The sequence below is a fragment of the Marinobacter shunpengi genome (assembly GCF_045449695.1).
Classification (GTDB): domain Bacteria; phylum Pseudomonadota; class Gammaproteobacteria; order Pseudomonadales; family Oleiphilaceae; genus Marinobacter.
Genome location: NZ_JBJJKZ010000015.1, coordinates 491,818 through 516,432, shown reverse-complemented (window position 1 = coordinate 516,432; position 24,615 = coordinate 491,818). Strand labels below are relative to the sequence as shown.

Here is a 24,615-nt window from a genome sequence, read left to right as displayed (position 1 = left end):
TCGTCGTCGCCTGCCCTGCTCTGCCCGTCGGTTCCGGACATAGCGAGCCTCAAACTCGCAAGCTTCATCCAGCCATTCGTCAGGTGACAGCCCCAGGCGAGTCAGGATGGGTGGGGTATTCTCAGGTATGTAGCCGCGCTTGGTCGGATGGATCACTCGCCCGGTGTAGTCCACCAGTTCCAAATAGTCCTGCAGGCTGAACAGAATGCCGTGCTGTATCTCGTTGCGCTGGTTGCCTTCAAAGTCCGCGAGGGGCTTCAATGAAACCGGAAACTGTCGTAGAGTCCCGGATTCGATCTGGCTCTGGATGGCCTTCGCCAGGTCCAGCTGGGGTGTCAGTCTTTCCTTGATGCTTGTGTGATCAGAGGTTTCCGGGGTCTCGGCCATGGCCGCCCTCACCGGGTTCAGGTCCACGTAGGCCATGCAGCTCAGCAAGGCCTGTTCGGTCAACAGTGCATGCGATTTGAAGCGGGATTCCCAGAAGTGACCGGTACAATCGTCCTCCCGATTCGCCTCCCGTGCGATAGGTTCATTCAGGCACTTCATGAACCAGCTCAGATCCGTCAGCCGTTCTCGGTAGACGGCCACCGTGCGATTTAGGAAGCGGCGTTCCGCATCGGTCAGCGAATCACCTTTGAGGTACCGCTGGACGATTAGCGGTCCTTTATAAAGACTGCCCCAACGCGCCAGCACCTCGTCATCGGTCCATCCCCCGCCGTGCTCCGGAGAAAGCTTCACGACAAGGTGGTAGTGGTTAGACATAACCGCGTAGGCACAGATGTCGATGGCGAATAGCGATGACAGTAGCCGTATTCGTTCTTCGATCCACTGGCGCCGATGTTCGTAGCTTTTGCCCGTCTGCCGGTCGTACCCGCAAAGATAGGTACGGCGCACGCACCGAGAGACGATGTGGTAATACGGAGTGTCGCTGACGGCAATCAGCTGTTCACGGGGCCGGGGCATGGAGGTCCTCTCCTGGTCGATATCCTGTCAAAGACTATGGCCGAACCAGGTCGCGTGCTCAATATCGTCACTCGCGACGTAATTGGTAAACGTTGAGAACCCCGAACGGATAAAGGGAACAGGCGGTACAAAGGACCGAAATAGAAGATATGGTACAGGCATACCTAAGAGGCCAATCTGTAACTGACACTCGTTGTCACCCCCTCATTGAGGGCGACGGCGGAGAAGGAGCCGATCAATCAAGAAGTACGCCACCATCACAGCACACCAAGTAATGGGGAACGCCAACCAGTTACCCACATAAGACCAGGCCGCGAGGGCCACTACCACACCCCCAAGCATGAATACCTGAAGCAGGATGTCCGATATCGACTCCGGAAGAGTCTTCATAAAGTCACTATCCCTGAAGCGTTTCACTTGCAAAGATCCCCAAGATGAGCAGTGTCTGAAGTGGCGCAGAACTCGCTGATCGGAACCAGTGCTGGCGATATCTGGTTGAGGAGGAACCGGGACAGGCCTACTTTGCTGACCCGGATTTGTGCTACAGAGGTGGAAAGGCTCTTTTCGTCTGGTTACTTTGTACGCCTCATCAATAAAAACACAACCGTACCAATCAGAACGGAAATTGCGAGATAGCTGGGCAATGTGACAGAGAAAACGAATCTCGATCCCTCCAGCCGCTGTTCATCCGTCAAAACTGAATCAGTAATACTATTATAACTATATAAAAAGACCAGAAAACTGGACACTAGTGTTATGATAGTGACAAAACCAGCAGAAAATAATGCGCGTTTTCCTTGTAACATCACTTCACCTCCCAGAACCAGATCTTCTTACTTTTATTCAAATCTGACACCATACCGAAAAATTCGGCAAAGGACCGATACAACATTGAAGAGCTGGTTATTTCATTCTTGTTCCATAGATCAATATGGTCGCCACTTCGATTCGCGTCTGATTCATTACCCCTTGACCAATAGTCCTTGAAGAATATGATGCCAGTTCTCCCTTCAAGGTCATTCTGGAATGTCGCGGGATCAATTTGCTCTCGCTGCCCCATCCCGTTGATGTTTGCGTTGCTAAGCCATTGAGCCAGATCTTCGGCAAGTAAAACGTGCTGCATGCCACCATGCGACCAGCATTTATTGCCAGAGATGTTTTCCGTCGAGAGACCAGAACGGATAATAGTGTTTGGTTGGTCGCACATCGTCAGGAGGGAAGGAATCGAAATGTTAAGCGCTTCCCTCCATGAACCGCTGCGAATGACCCATGCAAGGCTACCTCGCAGGTAAGAAAACTTCAACGAACCAAGGGAATTAGGCCATTCGTCGTTGCCTGCCATGCTCTGTCGCTGACTCTGGAAATAGTCGGTCTCGGAAGGGAGCGGTTAAAATTGGCGGGGTTACACCTCCCTTTGACCTGAAACTGCCTTTTATCGCCACAGAGTTCTATACTGCCGACTGCTCCTCGGCAGCAAACACCGCTTGGGCAGTGTCCATAGGACCTGCCGCAAGCCTTGCCAGGCCAAACACAGCTACCCATAAGGCATTATGAAAGTTCCAAAACGGTTACAACCCCTGGTAGACGACGGCCTGGTGGACGACGTGCTGTACCAGTTGATGAGTGGCAAGGAAGCGCAGGTCTATGTCGTGCGCTGCGGTGACACCCTGCGGTGCGCCAAAGTTTTCAAGGAGGCGCAGAAACGCAGCTTCAAGCAGGCCGTGGAATATCAGGAGGGACGCAAGGTCCGCAATACACGGCGGGCCCGGGCTATGGGCAAGAAAACCCGGTACGGTCAGAAGGAACAGGAAGATGCCTGGCTCAATGCCGAGGTTGATGCACTCTACCGCCTGGCGTCCGCCGGAGTCCGCGTTCCCGAGCCTTTCGGGTTCGTGGATGGGGTGTTACTGATGGAACTGGTTGCCGATGAGACCGGGAAAGCAGCGCCACGCCTCGACGATGTCACGCTCAGCCACGAACAGGCCATCGATTACCACCGCCGTATTATCAACGAGGTGGTTCGCATGCTGTGCGCCGGGCTGGTCCATGGTGACCTGTCAGAGTTCAACGTACTGGTGGATCCCCAGGGGCCGGTGATTATAGACCTGCCCCAGGCGGTCGATGCGGCCGGCAACAACAACGCCGAGCGCATGTTCCAGCGCGACGTGAACAACATGCGTCGGTATTTTGGCCGTTTCGCTCCGGAACTGATGGATACCAACTACGCTGGCGAGATCTGGGACCTTTACGAATCCGGTAAATTGCATCCTGACAGCCCGCTGACGGGGCTGTTCCAGCACGACGAAACCGCCGCCAATGTGGACGAAATCATGGACGTCATCGACGCGGCCAAAGAGGAAGAGCAGGAACGCCGGGAACGTCAGCAGGACGATGAGGACTAGTGTCCCGTGCGGTTAATTCGCTGACCTACTGCGTGACGCTGGAGCCTCTGGCCAAGGCGCCAGTCCGCCGGTGTGGTGGTTCCACATCAAGGGCTGGCAACACCGGCCAGAGGCCCCAGCGTCTCGCCCTTCGGGAGCCACTGAGAGCCTTGATAGCCGTGTTGCGCCGGCTCGATTTGGAACCACCAAACCTTCGCCACCGCGCCTTGCTCTCAAGGCTCTCAGTGGCTCAGTAGATCAGCGAATTAGCCGCACGGGACACTAGTTCGCCACCCTACCAGGCCAGCCAGATAACATGGCGGGCGCCCTTGCCCGGTCGGTGGGCCCTTACCGTTACCGGATCCACCGACAGCCCCGCCCGCCTGAGTCGCTCGGTAAAGGCCGGGTCCTGTCCCGCAGACCAGTAGGCCAACACACCCTCTCGCGTGATAGCCGCCTGGGCCGCCGCAATGCCGGCCGTTGTATAGAGCCAGTCGTTTTCTTTACGGGTCAGGCCCTCTGGCCCATTATCGACATCCAGCAGAATCGCATCCCAGCTTTGCTGCGATGAGCGGATCAGTTCAGCTACGTCACCGATATGGACCTTTGCCCTGGGGTCACGCAGCGGATAACTCGCAGCCTCCCCCAAAGGCCCGCGATTCCAGGCTTCAACCTCCGGCACCAGTTCGGCCACGACCACCTCGGCATTGGGCCCCAGTGAGGCAAGCGCCGCTGCCAGTGTAAAGCCCATACCCAGTCCGCCAATCAGTATTCGGGGGGCCGCGTGGTCAGCCAGGCGCTCGCAGGCAAGGGTCGCCAGGGCATCCTCGGATCCATGCAGGCGGCTGTTCATCAGCTCACCGGAGCTGCCAGCAATGCGGATAGAGAACTCGTCATTGCGCCTCAAAAGGCGCAGCTGGGTGCCCTTGCCAGGGATGGTTGCGGTGCCAATCTGATCAAAACGCGCCATAAAAAAACCTTTGCAGCAGTGTAGGTGCCCGAGAAAGTTGCCAGAGTACACGTCCGGGGCAAAGAAAACCCTCTCTTCTTTTAGCTGCTGGTGAAGACATTCAGAAAGAAGCAGAAGAGTAACCGCAATATGCTTTCCCGGCCGACTCGAGCTCTAAGATGGATCTGCCGTGGACAGGCACTTGGGAATGGCCGTTTGCGACGGGCAAGACAATCAGATGATGGACAAGCACTTCTTTAACTTCTTTACTGTCGAACACCGGTTCAATATTGATACGGGTGAAATGCGCCGGTCCAGGGTGAATCCGGACTCAGTCCCCCATTAGCTTGAGCCAGGCGCAGACGTTTTTGCCTCGGACGACACCTACGCCCGGTTGGCCACCTAAACGGACTCGCTGTAGCGGCGGTAAACGATTGCAGAGGGAGAGCGTATGCCACAAATCCAGAAATACCCCGCTGGCTGGCGGGTATTGCATTGGGTAATGGCCCTGATGGTTCTGACGCTGATACCCGTTGGTCTCTGGATGGCTTCGCGTGCGGAAGCGGACGTCTGGGGGGCACTGACGAACACCTTATACAGTGTGCACAAAGCCGTTGGCTTCACCGTGCTATTGCTGATCATTGTTCGGATCGTGGTGAAATTCCGAATGAAAGCCCCGCCCTATCCGGAATCAATGCCGCGCACCTTACAAATGGCGGCCAAGAGCGTACATCACCTCATCTACCTACTGCTGGTGCTGACACCGTTATTTGGCTGGGCCGGTGTGACAGCGTTTCCGGCTCTGACCATAGTGGGCGATTTCAGTCTGCCCGCGATGCCTTTTGTAGGCCAGGACGAGGCGCTCGCCTCCCGCCTGTTTTACATACATGGGTGGCTTGCGATAACGCTGGGCGTACTCATTGCCGGCCATATCGCGGCAGCCCTGCGTCATTTGCTGCGCAAAGACGGTGTCTTTCAACGGATGGTCTAACCGTTGTACATGAACCTTTCCTGGATTTTCCGGATGCAGGCCATTGGTGATGTAAGAGCTAGGCCTGACCCTCCTCTGTTTTGCCTCATCTAACTCTCTCGGAGACATGTTGCTCGACACGAATCGCCAGGGCGTCTTTACGCCCAATGGGTTTGGGGCCGGTTTCAACATCGTGGGCAGCAGTGCTGAACTTCTCATCCGCGATATACCCGAGCCGGCACCGTTGCTACTGCTGAGTACTGGCGTACTTGGTGTCTGGCTGCAGCGCAGGAGGACACCGAGGCACCAGAAGGGGCAGGAAAACGTTACCCTGTCCCAATTACCCCACCGTTCCCTGCCTAACCCCTAAACCTGCGCGTAGCCCCCGTCAACGAACACCTCGCTCCCCGTCATAAAGCTGCTGTCGTCGGACGCCAGGAATGCCACCGCGCCCGCGGTTTCCCTGGGATCGCCCAGACGCTCAAGCGGTACGGTCCGTTTCATCTCACTCAGGGCTTCGGAAGGGAGCAGTTCCATCACCTTGTCTGTTTTGGTCGGGCCAGGAGACATGACGTTCACGCGAATGCCGGTGCCCCTGAGATCATGCGCCCAACTGCGCACCAGGTTTCGGACGGCCGCCTTGGAGGCGCTGTAGATGCTCATGGCGGGGGTCCCCATGCTGCCCACCGTGGAACCGGTGAGGATGATGGAGCCGCCGTTCTTCATCAGAGGCAGGGCCTTCTGGACGGTGAAGAGGGTGCCTTTGACGTTGATGTCGAAGATGTAGTCGTAGTGCTCCCCGGTGATCTGTCCCAGGCTGGCGAACTCGCCGACGCCCGCGTTGGCCACCAGTACGTCCAGGTGCCCTTTTTCTTTCTGGATCGTTTCGAAGACGCGGTCGAGATCCTCCGGTTTCGTCACATCCGTCTGGACGCCCCGGGCGTTGGATCCCAGTGTTTCAGCCGCTTTGTCGAGGACGTCCTGGCGCCGTCCGGCAATGAAGACGAAGGCGCCTTCGTCGATGAGGCGTTGGGCCGAAGCCAGGCCGATGCCGCTGGCTCCGCCTGTGATCAGTGCGATTTTACCGTTTAGCCGACTCATGGTTGGGTCTCCGTGTGTGTTGACTCGATTCGCTTTCACGATATATAAACCACTTACAAATGTTCAAGTATGCACCTTTTGGTAAGTACCCGTTATGGCGAAAGAAAACTCAGAAAACCCACGTTTCATTTGCGGCCTGCATGCGACGCTGCACGTGATCTCCGGGAAGTGGAAGCCTTTGATTCTGTTCTTTTTAAACAAGGGCCCGACGCGTTACGGCGAGCTCAAACGAAGCGTCCGGGGCGTGAGCGACAAAATGTTGATCCAGCAATTGAAGGAGCTGGAGTCCGACGGCGTCGTCCAGCGAACCGACTATGGGGAGATCCCGCTGCGCGTCGACTACTCGCTGACGCCCTTCGGTACGAGTCTGGTGCGGGCCATGGAGCCGCTTTGCAACTGGGGCGAGGCGTACGAAGAGGACATTGCCGCAGCGATGGACCGCCGGAAAGCCCGCCGGTAGGAAACGAAGCCGGGAACGGTGAGCGGGGCGAGAAACCATGGACAGGCACTCGAAAAAACGTATAAGGCCAAGCGATATTGACGGTTGGATCAGCAACTTCCGATAAAATGAACTCCTTGTTGAGGCCACAGGAGATTTGATAGCAGCACGACCCTTCGAAGGGCTGACCATACTCTTGCATTGCTTGCCTTTGGCATTGATACTGTTGCCTTAGGCAAACATATAAGGGGCTCCCAAATGTCGTTCAACCGGTATGAAGACCGTGCTGAGCAAATCCGCAGTTTCAATCGCTTCTACACTCGTCAGATTGGCGTGCTCCATGAATACCTGCTGGATAGCGAATTTTCGCTCACAGAGGTCCGCATCCTGTATGAACTGGCCCATTGCCAGATGCTCACCAGCTCCGACCTGTGCCGCGGGCTCGGTCTTAACGCAGGCTATGTAAGCCGTGTAGTTTCGGGTTTTGAGAAGAAAGGGCTGATCACCAAGTCTCGCTCCCCAACCGATGCTCGGGCGACTCAACTGAAACTTACGGACAAGGGGCTAGCGACGTTCAAGCCATTGAACGATGCATCGCGGCGCGAAGTCAGCACCATGTTGGACAAACTGTCCGAGCCGGCCCAGCAGGAACTGGTCGACGCAATGGGCCAAATCCGAAGCGTGCTGGGCGAGCCATCGCAAAGCTACATCCTGAGAGACCCTCAGCCGGGCGATATGGGCTGGGTTGTCTACCGGCAGTCTGCCCTGTATGCACAGGAATATGGTTACAACAACGAGTACGAGGCACTGGCCGCTGAGATCGTCGCGAAATTCTTGCGACAGTTCGACCCGGCTTCAGAGCGATGCTGGATCGCGGAAAAAGATGGCAAGGTGGTCGGTTCCGTGTTCATCGTCCGCCAGGATGAGAACTCCGCTAAGCTTCGCCTCCTCTACGTCGACCCTTTCGCCCGTGGTCTTGGAATCGGAAGTCGCCTCGTGGACGAGTGTCTACGGTTCGCGCGTCAAATCGGATACAAGAGGATAGTCCTTTGGACTAACAGTGAACTGACTGACGCACGCAGGATTTACGACCGGGCCGGGTTCCAGTTGATCGAGGAAGAGCCATACCACAGCTTCGGTAAAGATTTGACGAGCCAGGTTTTGGCACGTGACTTGTGAATGGCAAACTGGACAGGCGCCCCAAAGAGAGAACCTCCAATCCCAAGCCGATACCCGGCAAATTGCACTGCGGACATCACCGAGCCCCAAACTGATCAACACTTATCCAGATCATCGGATTTCGGGCCCGTTTTCCCGATTTCAGGTCAAGCCTATCCCTTGGCCCGGCGCCAGTAAGCGGTGTTCTATTGAGGGAAGTCGTCAGGTCAGGCTGCCCGTCGTCGCCTGCCCTGCTCTGCCTGCTGGCCTCATCGATCTGTTGCGCGTGGGGACTCAGCCGTACTGGCTGACGAAGGGCATGGTTAACCTCCGGGTGACTTCCTGCCCTTCGTCATCACAGAAATACGTTCACAGCTCATCTTTTCGATAGCTCAACCGGTCGGGCCTTAATCCGCCTGCTCTTCTATTTTCTCTCCTGCTGATTCTACGTCCCTGCCGAACCCTTCCATGGTGTTGCAGCCAGCCATGCCGGCTGCAAGCAACAATACGAGTATCAAGGGGCGGAATATGGCCCCAACCGTCAATGTCACTTTCATAGCCATCTCCTTTAGCAACTGCCTTATTTGGCTTCAAAAATTGAAGCCCATACCCATAACAGGGACAGATCTGTTTTCCAGTCCCGAATTATTTATACAGTCAGATCACTCCCAGTGGTTGGGATGATCGATTGGCATCGCCTGCACGTGCGCGCCGGCAGAGAGAGTAACGCTACCAGGTTGATAACAGACAAACCGGATCGATTAACCATTGCCGATTCCCCATAGATCTAAACCCACCAAAACCAAAGCATTATTAACGCCAACAGCAATTAGCGTTCTGATTCAAACGACTGGCCTCGGGCCTCATAACGGGGTGTAAACAATATCGACACATCCATAAAGGGACCATGGACAATCCAGACGGATCAGGGGGGCAACGTTGGCCGCTCCTGTCTATTCCTCTATGCTTCTCTCATAGACTAACAGTGTCCATTGCACCGGAGTTAGTCCATACGAACACGCTTTCAACACAGGGAGGGCAGCTTCAATGACAGAAAACCGTAATGAAAAGGACAGACTACAACAACAAATAGCTGCGAAACGCAAAGAACTGGCCAGGTACCTTGGGAAAGCGGAACCCAGGAACACAATGCTGATGACCACTTCCATTGTGTGCGGCGCGTTGGCGGCGGCCTTTACGGCGGGCCCGGGTTTTGGGGGTGACGGGTTTGTTGGTCAGATCAAAGTGTCCGAATCTCTGGATTTACCGCTGTGGCAAGTACTGTGTTTGCTGGCAAGCCTTATGTCGATGATAACGGTGATCGCCAATGGGCTATTAAAGTTTAATGACTTAACGGGGAAGATCTCGGAAGCCCGAATGAATGATGCAAAACTGGAGGGTTTAGATACCATGATTGAACTCGGGCAAATAGACCTGGGGCAAGCAACGCGTGAATATACCGAGTGCCTATCCAGAATAGCCCACATTTAGTAGCGCCCCTCGAGAGAACGGAAACAGACACTCACCAAACCGGACACTTCTCCATGCCGGTGCCCGGCCTGCCATAGGACACCGGCCCTCTCCTGGTATGGATGACAAATCCTGTTTATTTTTTATACTGAAAAAGACTGGCGATTCTCAGCCATGCAATCGGGACGCGCCCCTTCAGCTGACAAGATAACCGTACCTCACGAAGACGGGCTCATGTACGACAGCACGACAAGGGAGCAGAGTAGCCATGAGTGACAGTACCGCAAGGGACAACGACCAGACACCACTTCAACCCACCAACAGCCAGGGACATGTGCTGACCCTGCCGCTGGAAGACCTGCAGGTGAATCGTGAGCCGCACGGTTACGAGCGCTGGATGATTGCCAAACTCCTGCGTATGGCGGGGTCTCCTCCGGTCAGGTTCCTGCTGTGGAACGGCGAGACCATAGAACCGGAGGGAAACCCGGCAGAGTTCACCCTGCAACTGACCGACCCCAAAGCGCTGCGGTCCCTGGCCGCCAACCCCAACCTGGCTTTTGGTGACCTGTACAGTGCCGGTCGGCTGCAGTTGCCGGATGGCGACCTGCCGGATCTGTTGGAGACGCTATACCGGCACGTACACCGGGCCATGCAGAACTGGCCCAGGTGGCTTGAGACGCTATGGCAGAATCATGCGCCCCGTTCCACCGGCATCGACGAAGCCAAAGAGAATATCCACCACCATTACGACCTGGGCAACGATTTCTACCGCCTGTGGCTCGACCGGGCCGAAATGCAGTACACCTGTGCCTATTACGAAACACCAGACGCCACCCTTGAGCAGGCCCAACTGGCAAAGCTGGAACACGTCTGCCGCAAGCTCCGCCTGCGGCCGGGCATGACCGTGGTCGAAGCCGGCTGCGGCTGGGGTGGACTGGCACGTTACATGGCCCGTCATTACGGCGTTAACGTCCACGCCTACAACATCTCCCGGGAACAGATTGCCTATGCCCGGGAAGAGGCAAGGCGGCAGCGCCTGGACCATCTGATCGACTACGTGGAGGACGACTACCGCAACATCAGCGGCGAATACGACGCCTTTGTTTCCATCGGCATGCTCGAACACGTTGGCAAGGAGCACTACCGGGCGCTGTCCGACCTGATCAAGCGCAGCCTGAAGCCGGACGGACTCGCCCTGCTCCACAGCATAGGCCGCAACCGGCCCATGCTGATGAATGCCTGGATCGAGAAACGGATTTTCCCCGGGGCCTACCCGCCCAGCATCGGCGAGTTCATGGGCATCTGCGAAGCCAACGACTTCTCGGTGATGGATGTGGAAAACCTGCGCCTGCATTACGCCCAGACCCTGACCCACTGGAAAGAGCGTTTCGATCAGAACGAAGGCAGGGTTACGGAAATGTACGACGAGCATTTCACCCGGGCCTGGCGCATGTACCTGTCCGGCTCCATCGGTGCCTTCCGCGCGGGCTCCCTGCAACTGTTCCAGGTGCTTTTCAGCCATGGGGAAAACAACCATATCCCCCGCAGTCGGCAGGATCTGTATACCGCCCCTGCAACACCGGAGGACGCCTGATGGACACCTACGACCTGATCATCATCGGCGCCGGCCCGGCAGGGTCCACACTCGCCACCGCACTCGAAGGCAGCGGCAAACGGGTGCTTCTGATCGACAAACAGGCGTTTCCCAGGGACAAGACCTGCGCCGGCTGGGTAACCCCCGCAGTCATGACCAGCCTTTCCATTGACCCCCAGCACTACGGCGTCGGCCGCACCCTGCAACCTATCCGCCGCTTCCGCATCGGCATGATGGGACAGGCGCCGGTGGAGAACGACCATGGCGAGATTGTCAGCTATGGCATCCGCCGCTGTGAGTTTGACCACTACCTGTTGGAGCGAACCGATTGTGACAAGGTGCTCGGGGAACCAGTGAAATCCATCGAGCGTGAGAACGGCGACTGGCTGGTTAACGGCCGCTGGCGGGCTCCCCTGGTGGTTGGTGCCGGTGGTCACTTCTGCCCTGTTGCCCGTCTGCTGGGGGATGGCCCCGGCAGTCATGAGACGGTCGTTGCGGCCAAGGAAGTGGAGTTCAGAATGACACCGGAGCAGGCGGAAACCTGCCGGGCCAGCGGCGACACCCCGGAACTCTGGTTCTGCCGCGACCTAAAAGGCTATGCCTGGATCTTCCGTAAGGGCGACTATCTGAATATCGGACTGGGCCGGGAGGACAATCACAAACTGTCGGATCACCTGCACCACTTTGTCGAGGAGATGAAACACACCGGCCGCATCCCCCCCGACCTGCCCGGCCGCTTCAAGGGGCACGCCTACCTGCTCTACGACCACGCCCACCGACCGTTGGTGGATGACGGGCTGATGCTGCTGGGCGATGCCGCCGGTCTTGCCTATACCCAGAGTGGCGAAGGCATACGGCCCGCCATCGAATCGGCCCTGATCGCCGCGGAGGTGATCCGGGCCACGACACGCTATTCAGCCACAGCCCTTCAGCCATACAGCGACGCCATCGCCCAACGTTTCGGCAGCCGCGCAGCGTCACAGGACAACCGCTGGCAGTTACCGGACTGGGTCAGGACACCACTGGCCGGCACACTGATGCGCTCCCACTGGTTTACCCGCAAAGTTGTGACAGAGAAATGGTTTCTGCATCAGGAAGTGCCACCACTAAAGGCAGCTGTCTGAGAGAGGCGGACAAGCGAAGCTGACCGTGGCTGAAAAACCCGGTGCGGGCCTACGTTCGACAACGCACCGACCAGAGCCGTCACTTCCTTTATTTTCGGAACTTCAGCCTGCTTCTGCCTGAGCTCATGGTAAGAGGCAGGAACCGGAGGGGGCGAACCTGGAGATCAGCTCATGGAAGTTTACGAGGATGAGAACCGGAACATAAAAAAGGTTGCTGACAGGGTAGCCAGCTATCAGCGCACGAAGAGCATCACGGGAGCTGGACAGCCTGTCGATAGGGATGAAACCGTGTCGGGAGGCCCCCAAATGGCCAGCCATCGAATTCTGGCGCTTGTGCTGCTTGCGGTGGGTCTGGTCCTGATTTTCTTCGGATATCAGTTCTCCCAGGGTCCAGGCGGTGACATGGCCCATACCGTTACCGGACGCTTCAATGACGCTACCGCCTGGCTTCTGTTCCTGGGCGCAATGGCCGCGCTGGCAGGTTCTGCGGTGACGGGTATTGAACTGGTGCTGTTTGGTAAATCCACAAACAAATAACACCGGAAACCACGACGGCCCAAGGGATGTCCTCATTGGCACCGATCATCGTCATGACCTTCATGGTGTCGCTGAAAGGGGCGTTAATCCGGACGTTAACCAGGAGGATTCTGGGGCACTTTTCTCCCTCTTTACGGTTGGCAAGGCAATGTGAGATTCCGGTTTGAATGGCTTCTCCAACAATTTATTCCTGGTTCGGATATCATGGATCCTTGAAGTTGGCGAATAGGCCAACCGTTAACCTGGAGAACGTCATGAGCAAAAAACCCGAGAAAGCCACTTTAACGACCGCCATGATCAAGGAGCAGACTGACGCTTTTCTAAAAGCCGGCGGTACGGTTGAGTATGTAGGCAAGGGTAAAAGTGGACGGGAAGCCTCTACCGGTTCAAAGCAGATCAACCTGAAAGATGGCTGAAATGGGCCCATTGAGGTAGAGGCTCAGATCCACCAGTCGTCCAGTCCTTGCCCTGCTCCGGACACAGCCTCACCGCCAGGTCATCTGGATGTATCCGGCTTCATGGCTTTAATCCAGTTGTAGCGCCTGGGCAACGACCAGCTTTGGTTGTCTGCCAGCACCGGGTGTTGAGGGAGATTGACGACGAGTGCAACGATGCTTGCCAAGACCGGGGTGCAGACCTACGTTTAGTAGGTAGCCACTTCCCAGGAAAGAACTGCGCCGTTGTACCGACAATCCCATCCATCAATGCATTCGGTTTACTCATCAGGAGGACGTCGCATGGATACCCGTCACTTTCACAAACCCTCCGCCCAGACCGTGGGCATTTCAACGCTCGTGTTGGGCGTTATCGGGCTTATCGCCGGTGTCTGGTATTATCAGGAGCAGTCCCCCACCAGAACGAAACGCCTTAGGCGTGGAGCCAACCGCCAGCTGAAGCGGGTGCGGGGCCATTTCCGGGATGATCACGTCTCCACCGCTGCCAAGACCGGACTGGCGATCGGCGCCCTGGGCGCACTCGCAACTCTGATTCTGGGCGGATCTGAAGCCTACCGCCGCTATCACCAGTAACAGACCGGATGTTCCCCCTCCAGGTGGTGTGGGGATAACCGTGGCCCGCGGGGTCCGGTTGGTGTTGCTGGCGTCCCTGGCGATCCTCGTTGCGGTCACCAGCGGCTGCGCCAACCACGTGACGGTGCCGGAAGACCCGACGTCTCCAACCCGGGCCTATCTGGTGAACCATGGTCGCCATGCCAGCCTTGTGCTGCCTGGCCCGGACGGCCAGTGGAGGCGCTACAGCCATGGCGAATGGCGCTGGTATGCACTTGACGAAACGGGACCATTTCGCGCGATGCAGGCGATCCTCTGGCCAACCCGGGCTGCCATCGGCCGCGGCATCCTGAGTCGTCCCCCTGAGGGTGGCGGGCCGGTCCCGGGCATACCCGAAGGTTATATCGAAGCCATCCCCTTCCAGATCAGCCAAAGCCGCGTTGTCGCGTTACGTAAACGCCTTGACGATCATTTCGATAATGCGGAAACGCGCCAGTACCAGCCGATCTATGAGCTTGAGTTCGTGCCCTACCCCCAGGATTACTGGTTCCTGCACCAGTCCAATGAGGTCACCGCCGACTGGCTGCGGGCGCTGGGCCTGGAGGTGCGTGGGCCCACCCTGTTCTCGGACTGGGATTTTCAGTCCAACTGAATCTGGAAAGACGCGAGCCCGTCACTACGATCGCCGCCCACACAACAGGGATTCTGGAATGTTCGGGACCTATGCCGTCCACTGCTTCCCGAACTACCGAAATCTGCGCTAGTGTGTCATCAGGCCCGCGTCGACTGGAGTCCTGCTGATGGACCACAATGCCTACCGCACCGCCCTGACCGAATCCAGCGCCGGCACCGAGCGTTTCTTCCCCCCGGAGGAGTTCACCGAACGCCGTCGCCGGGTGGCCGAGGCCATGGCCGAGCGAGGACTGGATGCCCTGCTGGTGACCGACCCCGCCAGCCTGAATTACCTGACCGGTTACAGGACCTTCGAGGTCTCGGTCCATGCCGCCCTGGTGTTTCGTGCCGACCACTGTTTCCTGCAGGTCCCGTCCATTGAGACCGGGCCGGCGGTCACCACGGCCTGGGTGGATGAGATTTCCGGGTATCAGTGGGAAGACATCGAATCCGTGGTCGAACCCCTGGTCTCGCAGTTGCGCGGTTGCCGTCACGTAGGCATTGACCCCTGGAATGCCGGACTGCGTTATGGGGTGATGGATAAACTGATCGCCCAGTTGGGCCGGGAGCGATTTGAGGCCTGTGGCGACCTGCTTGCCGGCGTCCGTCTGATCAAGACGGAAGCCGAGATCGAGTGCCTGCGGGACAGTGCCCGTATCACCGAGGCTGGCCTCCAGGCCGCCATTGCCATGATCCGCCCGGGAGTGGATGAGAATGCCATTGCCGCCGCCGGTGCCAGCTCCATGCTGGCGGCGGGAAGTGAGTTCATGAGCATGCAGCCCATTGTCACCAGCGGTCCGCGCATCAGCGTAATCCACCTGAATCACCAGCAACGTATCATCCAGCCCGGCGACCCGGTGTTCCTGGAGTTCGGCGCCGTCCGCCAGCGCTATACCGCGCCCATGATGCGCACGGTTGTAGCCGGCGAGCCCGGCGATCAGATGCTTCGTCTAAGGGATGTCTGTCACCGTATCCCTGATGCCCTGCTGGAGTCCATGCGCCCCGGCAACCGTTTTGACGACGCTGCCCAGGCGGCGGAAGCAGCACTGGCACCTGTGGCCGGTGAGGTGTTCTTCTCCGGCGTGTTCGGTTACTCCGTGGGCGCGCAGTTTCCACCCAGCTGGGTCGAGGGCACGGGCTACATTGCCCGGGGGCAGCAACGGCAATTCGCCCCGGGCATGGTGTTTCACCTGCCACTGTGCCTACGCCTGCCCGGCCAATGGGGCATCGGCATGAGCAATACCGTGCTGGTGGGCGAGCGGGAAGCGGTGCCCCTGACCCATAATGACTGGCAACTGACCACCTGTGTCTGATCGCCTCCCAGGTGATCTGAACAGCCTGCCAAATCCACCTTTCGATGGATCAGGAGAAGTCCAATGAACGTACTGATCGTCGGCGCCGGTGTGGTGGGTGTAACCACCGCCTGGTCGCTGGTCCAACGAGGACACCGGGTCACCGTGGTCGATCCGCTGGAAGGCGCGGCCCTGGAAACCAGCCGGGCCAATGCCGGCCAGCGTTCCTACGGTTATGTGTATCCCTGGGCCGCGCCCGATATGGTGGGCAAGGCCCTGAAGGGGCTGTTCAGCAAGTACGGCCCCTTCAAGATCACCACGCCCTGGTCGCCGCGCACCCTGCAATTCCTCGCCATGACGGCCCGCTGCAGCCTGAGCCATCATCGTTATAACCAGAGCCATGCAGCCCTGCTGGAGCTGGCTGAGTACAGCCGGCACTGTTTCCAGGCGCTGGAGGAGCCCCCCGAAGGGAGCTTCGATGGTCAACATGAGGGCCTGATGGAAGTGGCGAACGATCAGGCCGCCTGCACGGCCCTGCGTCAGAAAGCCCAGGTACTGGATAGACTGGGCGTTGACCATGAATGGCTCAGCCCCGAGGCGGTCCGGCAACAGGAGCCCGGCATGCAGGGCCCGGGCCCCGTGACGGGCGGTCTGCGAATGCCCGGTGACGGCACCGGCGATTGCCACCACTTTACGCAGGCGTTGGCCCGGGCCTGTGAATCCCGTGGCGTAGAGTTTCAATACCGCACCGCTATCAAGGACTGGGACCTGCGCGATGGGCGCATACGGGGCGCCTGGGTGCAAAGAGCTCCCGAGGAGCACCGGGCAGGTAAGAAAGAAGCCCCATCACCTGCACACTACCAGGAAACCGACCAGGTGGTGCTCTGTGCCGGTTGCGCGTCCCGCGGTCTGGCCCGGCCCCTTGGCCTCAGCCTGCCCATCTATCCGGTGAAAGGTTATTCCCTTACCGGCACCATAGATGATCCTGCGAAGGCACCCCTGTCCACCGTGGTGGATCATGGCTACAAGGTGGCCATGACCCGTCTTGGGAACCGGGTTCGGGTGACCGGTTTTGTGGAGTTGGCCGACTTCAATCGCGGGATTCCAGCCAGGCGTTTGCAAGTACTGCGGGAAGCCTTCACCTCACGCTTTCCCGGCGCCGCCGACCTTGGCCAGGCAGAGCCCTGGACCGGGTTCCGCCCCATGACTCCCGATGGCCCTGCCCTGCTGGGCTGGGGGCGGCAGGAAAACCTGCTACTCAACACCGGCCACGGCACCTTCGGCTGGACGTTGTCGGCCGGTTCTGCGGAAGTCATCGGCCAGTTGCTGGACGAGGAAACCCCGGCCGTCGACCTCGCCCCTTTCCGCCCGGAACGATTTGACAGGGCTTGAGCCCGGTCACCAAAAGCCTGCTATGCTGTGCCCTTTCAATCGACAACCTGCCAACACCAATAACGGAAACCACCATGCTCAAACTCCACGGCTTCTCCGCCAGCAACTACTACAACGTCCCCAAGCTCGCTCTTCTAGAGAAGGGCATCGAGTTCGAAGAGGTGCTCTCCTATACCGGCGTCGGTCCGAAGTACAAGCCCGAGTACCTGGACAAAAGCCCGATGGGTAAGGTGCCGGCACTGGAAACCGACGAAGGCTTTATCAGCGAATCCCGCGCCATTCTGGACTTCATCGAACGGGCCTACCCGGAACCTTCCCTGCTGCCAGCCTCGCCCTTTGATATTGCCAAGGTGCAGGAACTGTCCCAGTTCATCGAGCTTTACTTCGAGCTGGTGGCCCGCCGCCTGATTCCCAACCTGCTGACCGGCTCCACTCCCGACCCGGTGGTGCTGAAGGAAGTGGAGAGTAGCCTGGACAAGGCCGCCGCAGCGCTGCCGAAGCTGTCGACCTTTGAACCGTTTGCCTATGGCAACCAGTTCACCCTGGCGGATATCGCGGCGATCCTGAACCTGCCCATCGTGCGCAACGTCGGCAAGGCCTTCCTGGACCGGGATCCACTGTCAGACGTGCCCGGGCTGGATGCCTACTGCGCGCGCATGGAAGAACGCCCCCATGTGAAAAAAGTTCGTGCGGACGCCGCTGCAGACCGCCCTCAGTTCATGGCGCACCTGAAGGCCCTGTACGGGTTCTAGAGTTACGTCTGGCCATGGTGCCAGTAGCAGGCAGGAAGCAACGGGTTGACCAGATCGGGCCCGTTGCCACCTGCGCCAAAGGCCTTGCGAACATATGACAAAGCTTGACAATTCCGGGCGAACCAACGGGCTACCAGCAGCGTAATGCTTGCCTCGAGAGAACGGATCACCCCTGTTTCCTCTACCCCCTTACTCTCTTTAGCCCCAACCGCGCCAGGTAACCCGTAGATGTTCGCGAACCGCCGTAAGCAGCAACTAGCAGTCCAGCAAGCCAGGATACAGAAACTGGAATCCACGATTGACGCCATCGAGGATTCCGTGGCCTGTATTCATTTCAAGCCCGATGGCACCATACTGCGGGCAAATGCACTGTTTCTTGATGTGGTCGGCTATGAACTGGAAGAGATCCAGGGCCGTCACCACCGGATATTCTGCGATCCGGACCATGCCAGCACCATGGAGTACCAGTCATTCTGGCATCAGCTTGCAAAGGGCAGGAAGCAGACCGGGACCTTCCCGCGTAAGAGCAAAACCGGAGCGGAGCTGTGGCTGCAGGCCAGCTACTTCCCGATACGGGACCCCGAGAATCGCGTTTCCCATATCATCAAGCTGGCCTATGACGTGACGGCGGAGCACCGTAAAACCACCCGCCAGGCCGCCGTGTTCAACGCCATTAACCGTTCAATGGCGGTGATCGAATTTACCCCCGATGGTGAGATCCGGGTAGCGAACGACAACTTTCTCAATGCGGTAGGCTATCGGCTGGATGACGTAAGGGGAAAACACCACCGGATGTTCTGCAAACCGGATTTCTACCAGGAGAACCCGGATTTCTGGGCCCAGCTTCGCCAGGGCCAATTCAAATCGGGCAAGTTCGAGCGAGTGCGGGCGGATGGCTCGACGCTCTGGCTTGAAGCCTCCTATAACCCGATTCTCGATAAAGATGGGAACGTCTGGAAGGTGGTCAAATTCGCCAGCGACATCACCGACCACGTTGAACAGGCAGAACGCACCAGCAATGCCGCAGGAGTGGCATCCACCACGGCCACCGAAACCTCCCGTAATGCCGCGCAGGCAGCCGAGTCGCTGGCTGCATCACTGAGAACCTCGGACCGCATCCGTGACCGGATCGGGGTAGCGACAGCGGTCATTGAAAAACTCGATGCCCAGTCCAAGAGCATTGAGCGGATCATCGGCACCATCGCGTCAGTGGCGGATCGCACGAACCTGCTGGCGCTTAACGCCGCCATCGAGGCGGCCCGGGCCGGCGATCAGGGGCGCGGCTTTGCCGTGGTCGCTGATGAAGTCAGGCAATTGGCGGCCCGTACCGGTGAGTCCACGTCCGAGATCGAGAAAGTGGTGAACGAGAACCTGACCCTGACCTCGGAAGTCGTCAGCAAGATCAGCGAGGTTGCCGGGGTTGCGGAAACCGGCAGGGCCGAGGTGGCCAGTGTAGAGGACATTGTCCGCCGGATCAGCGCAGGCGCCGAACGGGTCGAGCAGGCTGTTGCGTCAATCAGCCAGTAGCGGCTCTCTTGAAATGGCAACAAAAAAGGCAGCCGAAGCTGCCTTTCTGGTCATGCCGTCGCTATTCAGATAGCAACAACATTGTCCGCCTGGGGGCCTTTCTGGCCCTGGCTGACACTGAATTCAACCTGTTGACCTTCTGCCAGGGTTTTGAAACCGCTGCTCTGGATGGCGCTGAAGTGGACGAATACGTCCGGGCCGCTTTCACGAGTGATGAAACCAAAGCCTTTTGCTTCGTTGAAGAACTTAACCGTACCGGTAGTGTTAGACATATCAAGATATCCTGAGATCAATCATTCTGGTTGCCGCCAGGTCATCGGAATGATGGCTGGTCAGCGCTGTGCGGAAAAAATAAGAGGACTCGAAAACAGGACGGTGTACTACCAACAACTACCAGATAAGCGTCATATTTTTTAAGTTCGTAACGAATCTTTTCTACCCCTGCACAGTAACCTACTCCGGCCCAATCACCTAATTTATTTGGTAGGTACAAACCGGGGCAGCAGAATAACGTAAACGCGCCAATTCCTCCCATTTCAGTCCCATTGCGGCTAGTCTCATGAGAGATAGATAGAAAGTACGCCTAAAAGGGGGGCCTGTGATCGGTGACCGTACAGTCAGTGTCTTCTACGACGAGGTAATGCTGGGGCACGACCCCCAGGTAGAGCTGCCCTTCATGCCCAGCCGGGTGGAGAAGCGTGTCCGCACGATTCTCGAGAAGCTGGAGTTCAAGTGGACTTACCCGGAGCACCCCGGCCGGCTGTCAGAGTTGAAAGCCTACCTGGACAGCCACCCGGTGGCCGGCGTCCAGTTTCGATACGGATCGCCTCCGGCAAGCTACGAACAGCTCGCCAGGGTCCACACCACGTCCTATCTGGACCATCTTTTCTCCCTTGCAGGCCAGCGGGCCTGGCTGGACAGGGACACAACCGCCGTGTCACCAGACAGCATCAAAGCTGCCACTGCAGCGGCCGGCAATGCCATCGCGGCGGTGGAGAGTGTGGTAGCGGGCGAATCGAACAGTGCCTTCGCCCTGGTACGACCACCCGGTCACCACGCCGAGCCGGTTCGTGCCCGCGGTTTCTGCCTGCTCAATAACGTCGCGGTGGCGGCTGCCCATGCCCACGCCAAGCTCGGCTGTGAGCGCGTTCTGATCATTGACTGGGATGCCCACCACGGCAACGGTACCCAGGATATCTTCTGGGCCGACCCCAACGTGCTGTTTTTCGATACTCACTGCGCGGCGCCTTTCTATCCGGGGTCGGGGCACCTGGAGGACGTGGGTGTCGGTCTTGGCGAGGGCTACACCATCAACGTACCGCTACCGGAAACCGCCGGAGACATTGCCTTCGAGAAAGTTTTCCGGGACATCCTTGTGCCCGCCGCCGATTACTATCAACCCGATCTTGTCCTGGTATCGGCCGGATTTGACGCCCATCGCAATGACATGGCCCTGAACGTCACCTATGACGGCTTCAAGGCCATGACGAGCATCGTCCGTGACATCGCCGACAAGCACTGCGGGGGCAGGCTGGCCTGCATCCTGGAAGGTGGGTACAACCTGACATCCCTGAGCCGGGGCGTCCATGCGGTCCTGGAGGTGCTCGCCGGCGGAGAGGCCCCCATACTCAAGGAACCCGGCGTCCAGGAAGTTGAGGCGGCCGCCGAGTTTCATCGCTCGGCGTTTGGTGATGAACAGTAGAGCAGATCAACAGGATGCCTAATCAGGCTCCAACCTCGCCCGCCACTTGCCAACAACGGCCATGGTGGGCTTTTGATCCTGGCCATTTCTACTCACTCTCGTGGCAACAACTCGCCTCACTCCGGTAACGTCCGGTTTCATCAACATGGCCGCCTGCATCGTACCGGTCGTGGTGCCGTACCCAGTCGGTCAGGTTGAAGCTGGGGCCGGTTTCGTTCCTTCCCTTGGCGGTCATGTCCAGCAGCATATAGGTGCCCAGCACTTCCTCCGCACCACGCCCGAAGGCAGAAAAGGTATGGAAGACGTCGCCGACGCTGTCGCGGTAGAAGCAACTCAGACCGGACAGTTCCTCCACCGGAATGTCGGTCTCGGTGAAGTTGTAGTAGCCCTTGCCCGCCTTCACCTGCTCCTCGGTAAAGGACACATGGAAGTCGTAGTTGAAGTCGCTCTGATACGACGACAGCCAGTCAAAGTGCCAGCCCATGCGCTCCTTGAAGGGCAGGATTTCCGCCAGCGGCGCCCGCGACACAGCGGCAAACTTTACATCGTGCTGCTCCAGATGCTGCAACGCCGCCTGGATATGATCCATTTCGAAGGAACAGCCGACACAGCCCTCCTTCCAGCCGGGGCCGAACATGAAGTGCTTGATGATAAGCTGGCTGCGCCCCTCAAACAGGTCCGCCAGGTTTTTCCCGCCTTCCTGGCTGTCGAACACATACGCCTTGTCGACCTTCACCCACGGTAACGCCTGGCGTTCGGCCCGCAGGGCGTCGCGCTGGCGGGTCAGCGCCTTTTCCCGGGCCAGGTGGGCGGCATGGGCAGCACGCCATTCTTCCGGGGACACAACGGGGTGGGATTCGGTGGTCATGGTTTACGCTCCTTTATCGATGGACCCGGACATCGGTTGCCACTGCATTTTTATCGTGGTCAGCCAATGCTCCTACTGACTGGTCGAATCAGCAGAGGGGATTTCGACAGGGTGAAGCGATGAAAATGCGCTCGTCCCTACCCGGGCATCTCCAGGTGCCCGAGCACAGACTCAACCAGCGCCGGTAGCTGGTCCGGCTCCAGCAGATGATCCGCAATCAGGCGGTCAATCAGGATCTGTGACAGGCCGTGGACCATGGACCAGGCGGCGAGCGTACCGCTCGGGTCCTGCTCGCTGGTGGCGGTATGGTCCTGCAACAGCCCGAAAGCGCCCCCGGCGGCCTCGGCCAGTAATTCAGGCTTCTTGCGGTCCAGTTCGGGGCTGAACATCAGCTTATAGAGCGATGGGTTGCTGACGGCAAAACGGACGTAGGCCTGCCCCATGGCCTTAAGGGAATCCCCCTGCCCTTCCTCCGCCCGTAACCGACGGGCCAGCTCGTTAAAGCCTTCCGCCGCCAATGCCACCAGCAGATCCTGCCGGTTGGCGAAATGCCGGTATGGCGCCGCGTGGGACACCCCGGTACGGCGTGCCAGGTCACGCAGGCTGAGGGCGTTGACGCCCTTCTGCTCAAGGGTTTCCCGGGCCGCGTCCAATAGCGATCCCCGAAGGTCACCGTGATGATAGTCGGTCTTTTTAGCGCTCAATGTTGACAGTGCCTACTTCCAAGTTTATGTTTACGGTGTCTACATTATACGGGGTCAGCCATGATTTTCTTCCTTTCCCTGCTTGTTCTCACCGGATTGGCCTGGCTCTTTGGTCGGCTGGGCGTCCAATCCCTGCGTGATGGCCGCGCCTGCATGCGGCTGGCACTGGCCATCGCCCTGGTGTTCTTTGGCGTGGATCACCTGCTCACCCCTGAGCGGTATCTTGCCATGATTGAAACCTGGATGCCGTGGCCGGAGGTGGTTATAGCACTGACCGGACTCTGCGAAATAGCCGGTGGCCTGGGGCTGTTGCTTCCCGCGCTGCGACGATGGGCAGGACTGCTGCTGGCGGTGTACTTCATTGCCGTGTTCCCAGCCAATGTCCATAACGCCGTTCAGGGGCTGAATGTCGACGGCCTGCCCAGCAGTCAGTGGTATTACTGGCTACGGCTCGCCTTCCAGCCACTTGCCGTCTGGTGGGCGTTGTACAGCGCGGGCATCCTGCGCTGGCCCTTCGACAGGTCAACCCCACTTAACCAAACGCCAACCACCAGCCCTTAGTGTGCCGTGTGATTAACAGGAGACAGGATCATGACAACAACCGGAAGTGCCCTGGGATTCAGCACGCTGGATCAGGAACTGGATGAGACGGAACTGCCCTGCCACGGACAGCTACCGGAATGGCTGGAAGGCGACCTGCTTCGCACGGGCCCGGCACGGTTCGAGGTGGGAAAAGCCTCCTATAAGCACTGGTTTGACGGGCTCGCGATGCTGCACCGGTTCCGTTTCCACCACGGCCGTGTGGTGTATACCAACCGCTACCTGCGCAGCAACGCCTACCGGGAGGCCGGGGCCGCCGGCACCATCCGGCGGCCTGAGTTTGCCACCAACCCGCGGCCAACAATGCTACAGACGCTCCGGCTGTCTTCCAGACCTAAGTCCGGCGACAACGGCAACGTCAACACCAGCCGGATCGGCGACCATACCGTGGCGCTGACAGAAACGCCCCATCCGGTCGCCTTCGATCCGGACAGTCTGGCCACCCTGGACAGCGAGGCGTTGCAGCCCTCCCTGCCCGGACAGATCACTACGGCGCACCCCCACTTCGATGCCAGGCGCCAGTGCCAGTATAACTATCTGCTGGAGTTCGGTCGGGTCAGCCGGTACCGTCTGTACCGGATTGATGTGGGGTCGACGGACGCTCAGGTGGTTGCCACCATCGACATCCAACGACCCGCCTATATGCACTCGTTCGGCATGAGTGACCGTTACCTGATACTGACCGAGTTCCCGCTGGTCACCAATCCACTCAGCTTCCTGCTTCGCAACCGTCCCTTTATTCAGAACTATCGATGGGAGCCGGAGCGGGGAACACGCTTCCACATCATCGACAAGGATACCGGTGAGGTGGTGAAAACCGCACAGGCAGACGCCTTCTTCAGCTTTCACCACGTTAATGCCTTTGAGCAGGACGGCCAGCTAAACGTGGACCTGATCGCCTTTCCCGATGCCTCGGTGGTTAACCAGCTTTATCTGGACCATCTCAGGTCGGGGGCATCCATCACCGCGACCGGCAGGCTGACACGTTGTACTGTCGATCTTGCGGGTGATAGCGCGGTTTCATTGCATACCCTGGCTGAGGCGTCAGTGGAACTGCCCCGCTTTGACTACCGAGGGCGCGCCGGGCAGGCCTACCGTTATGTGTATGCCGCGGGTACCAGTCCCGGGGCATCCTTCTTCGACACCCTGCACAAGATCGACCTGGAGACAGGTGAAACCGACACCTGGTCTGAAGTCGGCTGTTACCCTGGTGAGCCGGTGTTCGTTCCGAGGCCAGGCACCCGGGACGAGGATGACGGGGTGATCCTGTCCCTGGTGCTGGACACCACAGCCGGCCATTCGATCCTGCTGGTACTGGATGCGTCCGATTTCACGGAGCTGGCGCGGATCAAGGTGCCACACGCGGTGCCGTTTGGCTTTCACGGCAACTTCTTCTCACTCCCTCCGGGATAG

At 58.5% G+C, this 24,615-nt stretch carries 27 protein-coding genes; 19 read left to right on the top strand and 8 right to left on the bottom strand.

All coding sequences use genetic code 11. The features are described 5' to 3' along the window. Positions 1-963 (bottom strand): transposase (locus ACJO2E_RS14595; protein ID WP_406964768.1); only part of this gene is annotated, 963 nt, incomplete at its 3' end. An 805-nt stretch (positions 964-1,768) separates the two neighbouring features. Then, entirely contained in the window at positions 1,769-2,305 is a 537-nt protein-coding gene (locus ACJO2E_RS14590) for a T6SS effector amidase Tae4 family protein (protein ID WP_406964767.1), read from the bottom strand. 208 nt (positions 2,306-2,513) lie between these two features. Between ACJO2E_RS14590 and ACJO2E_RS14585 the strand changes: the two genes are divergently transcribed. Then, the gene (locus ACJO2E_RS14585) at positions 2,514-3,365 is read left to right on the top strand and encodes a PA4780 family RIO1-like protein kinase (RefSeq protein WP_406964765.1); all 852 of its coding nucleotides are present in this window, start codon (positions 2,514-2,516) and stop codon (positions 3,363-3,365) included. Between the two features lie 274 nt (positions 3,366-3,639). Here the strand turns inward: ACJO2E_RS14585 and ACJO2E_RS14580 are convergent, their stop codons facing one another. Beyond that, complete coding sequence (locus ACJO2E_RS14580) at positions 3,640-4,314, bottom strand: polyamine aminopropyltransferase (RefSeq protein WP_406964764.1); 675 nt, start codon at positions 4,312-4,314, stop codon at positions 3,640-3,642. 430 nt (positions 4,315-4,744) lie between these two features. Between ACJO2E_RS14580 and ACJO2E_RS14575 the strand changes: the two genes are divergently transcribed. Both ACJO2E_RS14575 and ACJO2E_RS14570 read left to right on the top strand, forming a co-directional pair. Further along, the gene (locus ACJO2E_RS14575) at positions 4,745-5,284 is read left to right on the top strand and encodes a cytochrome b (protein WP_406964763.1); all 540 of its coding nucleotides are present in this window, start codon (positions 4,745-4,747) and stop codon (positions 5,282-5,284) included. A gap of 106 nt (positions 5,285-5,390) precedes the next feature. Further along, complete coding sequence (locus ACJO2E_RS14570) at positions 5,391-5,633, top strand: PEP-CTERM sorting domain-containing protein (protein ID WP_406964762.1); 243 nt, start codon at positions 5,391-5,393, stop codon at positions 5,631-5,633. Here ACJO2E_RS14570 and ACJO2E_RS14565 read toward each other — a convergent pair. Beyond that, positions 5,630-6,364, bottom strand: a complete 735-nt coding sequence (locus ACJO2E_RS14565; RefSeq protein WP_406964761.1) for an SDR family NAD(P)-dependent oxidoreductase — start codon at positions 6,362-6,364, stop codon at positions 5,630-5,632. The two genes, ACJO2E_RS14570 and ACJO2E_RS14565, sit on opposite strands and share 4 nt — an antisense overlap. Before the next feature lie 94 nt (positions 6,365-6,458). On the opposite strand from ACJO2E_RS14565, the gene ACJO2E_RS14560 reads away from it, so the two are divergent. Together ACJO2E_RS14560 and ACJO2E_RS14555 are read left to right on the top strand one after the other, a co-directional pair. Further along, complete coding sequence (locus ACJO2E_RS14560; RefSeq protein WP_406964759.1) at positions 6,459-6,824, top strand: winged helix-turn-helix transcriptional regulator; 366 nt, start codon at positions 6,459-6,461, stop codon at positions 6,822-6,824. A gap of 237 nt (positions 6,825-7,061) precedes the next feature. After that, on the top strand, positions 7,062-7,982 hold the full coding sequence (locus ACJO2E_RS14555) for a bifunctional helix-turn-helix transcriptional regulator/GNAT family N-acetyltransferase (protein ID WP_406964757.1): 921 nt from the start codon (positions 7,062-7,064) through the stop codon (positions 7,980-7,982). A gap of 386 nt (positions 7,983-8,368) precedes the next feature. Here the strand turns inward: ACJO2E_RS14555 and ACJO2E_RS14550 are convergent, their stop codons facing one another. Continuing rightward, on the bottom strand, positions 8,369-8,518 hold the full coding sequence (locus ACJO2E_RS14550) for an entericidin A/B family lipoprotein (RefSeq protein WP_406964756.1): 150 nt from the start codon (positions 8,516-8,518) through the stop codon (positions 8,369-8,371). 490 nt (positions 8,519-9,008) lie between these two features. Here ACJO2E_RS14550 and ACJO2E_RS14545 point away from each other — a divergent pair, with 490 nt between their 5' ends. The 11 genes from ACJO2E_RS14545 to ACJO2E_RS14495 all read left to right on the top strand — a co-directional run bounded on the left by ACJO2E_RS14545 (position 9,009) and on the right by ACJO2E_RS14495 (position 19,328). Then, positions 9,009-9,452 carry a hypothetical protein gene (locus ACJO2E_RS14545; protein ID WP_406964754.1) on the top strand — a complete coding sequence of 148 codons (444 nt, stop codon included), beginning with the start codon at positions 9,009-9,011 and terminating at the stop codon, positions 9,450-9,452. Between the two features lie 247 nt (positions 9,453-9,699). Then, positions 9,700-11,025 carry a class I SAM-dependent methyltransferase gene (locus ACJO2E_RS14540; RefSeq protein ID WP_406964753.1) on the top strand — a complete coding sequence of 442 codons (1,326 nt, stop codon included), beginning with the start codon at positions 9,700-9,702 and terminating at the stop codon, positions 11,023-11,025. Then, positions 11,025-12,149 carry an NAD(P)/FAD-dependent oxidoreductase gene (locus ACJO2E_RS14535; RefSeq protein WP_406964751.1) on the top strand — a complete coding sequence of 375 codons (1,125 nt, stop codon included), beginning with the start codon at positions 11,025-11,027 and terminating at the stop codon, positions 12,147-12,149. Before ACJO2E_RS14540 ends, ACJO2E_RS14535 begins: the two co-directional genes overlap by 1 nt. A 171-nt stretch (positions 12,150-12,320) precedes the next feature. Next, positions 12,321-12,686, top strand: a complete 366-nt coding sequence (locus tag ACJO2E_RS14530; protein WP_406964750.1) for a DUF3185 family protein — start codon at positions 12,321-12,323, stop codon at positions 12,684-12,686. A 254-nt stretch (positions 12,687-12,940) separates the two neighbouring features. Further along, on the top strand, positions 12,941-13,102 hold the full coding sequence (locus tag ACJO2E_RS14525) for a PFL_1563 family small protein (RefSeq protein WP_406964749.1): 162 nt from the start codon (positions 12,941-12,943) through the stop codon (positions 13,100-13,102). A 321-nt stretch (positions 13,103-13,423) separates the two neighbouring features. Beyond that, entirely contained in the window at positions 13,424-13,714 is a 291-nt protein-coding gene (locus ACJO2E_RS14520; protein WP_406964748.1) for a hypothetical protein, read from the top strand. A 40-nt stretch (positions 13,715-13,754) separates the two neighbouring features. Then, complete coding sequence (locus ACJO2E_RS14515; protein WP_406964747.1) at positions 13,755-14,345, top strand: hypothetical protein; 591 nt, start codon at positions 13,755-13,757, stop codon at positions 14,343-14,345. 148 nt (positions 14,346-14,493) lie between these two features. Beyond that, a complete protein-coding gene (locus ACJO2E_RS14510) occupies positions 14,494-15,678 on the top strand; it encodes a M24 family metallopeptidase (protein ID WP_406964746.1) in 1,185 nt (394 codons plus the stop codon). A gap of 63 nt (positions 15,679-15,741) precedes the next feature. Beyond that, positions 15,742-17,049: a D-amino acid dehydrogenase gene (locus ACJO2E_RS14505; RefSeq protein WP_406964744.1), complete on the top strand. Its 1,308-nt coding sequence runs from the start codon at positions 15,742-15,744 to the stop codon at positions 17,047-17,049. Between the two features lie 74 nt (positions 17,050-17,123). Then, entirely contained in the window at positions 17,124-17,801 is a 678-nt protein-coding gene (locus ACJO2E_RS14500) for a glutathione S-transferase family protein (protein ID WP_406964743.1), read from the top strand. Between the two features lie 228 nt (positions 17,802-18,029). After that, entirely contained in the window at positions 18,030-19,328 is a 1,299-nt protein-coding gene (locus ACJO2E_RS14495) for a methyl-accepting chemotaxis protein (protein ID WP_406964741.1), read from the top strand. Between the two features lie 65 nt (positions 19,329-19,393). Here ACJO2E_RS14495 and ACJO2E_RS14490 read toward each other — a convergent pair whose 3' ends face one another. Next, the gene (locus ACJO2E_RS14490; protein WP_406964740.1) at positions 19,394-19,600 is read right to left on the bottom strand and encodes a cold-shock protein; all 207 of its coding nucleotides are present in this window, start codon (positions 19,598-19,600) and stop codon (positions 19,394-19,396) included. A 326-nt stretch (positions 19,601-19,926) separates the two neighbouring features. On the opposite strand from ACJO2E_RS14490, the gene ACJO2E_RS14485 reads away from it, so the two are divergent. Continuing rightward, on the top strand, positions 19,927-21,030 hold the full coding sequence (locus tag ACJO2E_RS14485) for a histone deacetylase family protein (protein WP_406964739.1): 1,104 nt from the start codon (positions 19,927-19,929) through the stop codon (positions 21,028-21,030). A gap of 88 nt (positions 21,031-21,118) precedes the next feature. Here ACJO2E_RS14485 and ACJO2E_RS14480 read toward each other — a convergent pair whose 3' ends face one another. Continuing rightward, positions 21,119-21,898 carry a DUF899 domain-containing protein gene (locus ACJO2E_RS14480; RefSeq protein WP_406964738.1) on the bottom strand — a complete coding sequence of 260 codons (780 nt, stop codon included), beginning with the start codon at positions 21,896-21,898 and terminating at the stop codon, positions 21,119-21,121. A 137-nt stretch (positions 21,899-22,035) separates the two neighbouring features. Next, a complete protein-coding gene (locus ACJO2E_RS14475; protein ID WP_406964737.1) occupies positions 22,036-22,602 on the bottom strand; it encodes a TetR/AcrR family transcriptional regulator in 567 nt (188 codons plus the stop codon). Between the two features lie 60 nt (positions 22,603-22,662). Between ACJO2E_RS14475 and ACJO2E_RS14470 the strand changes: the two genes are divergently transcribed. Continuing rightward, a complete protein-coding gene (locus ACJO2E_RS14470) occupies positions 22,663-23,163 on the top strand; it encodes a DoxX family protein (protein ID WP_406964736.1) in 501 nt (166 codons plus the stop codon). A 30-nt stretch (positions 23,164-23,193) separates the two neighbouring features. Further along, positions 23,194-24,615 (top strand): carotenoid oxygenase family protein, encoded by a 1,422-nt coding sequence (locus ACJO2E_RS14465; protein WP_406964734.1) that lies wholly within the window; start codon positions 23,194-23,196, stop codon positions 24,613-24,615.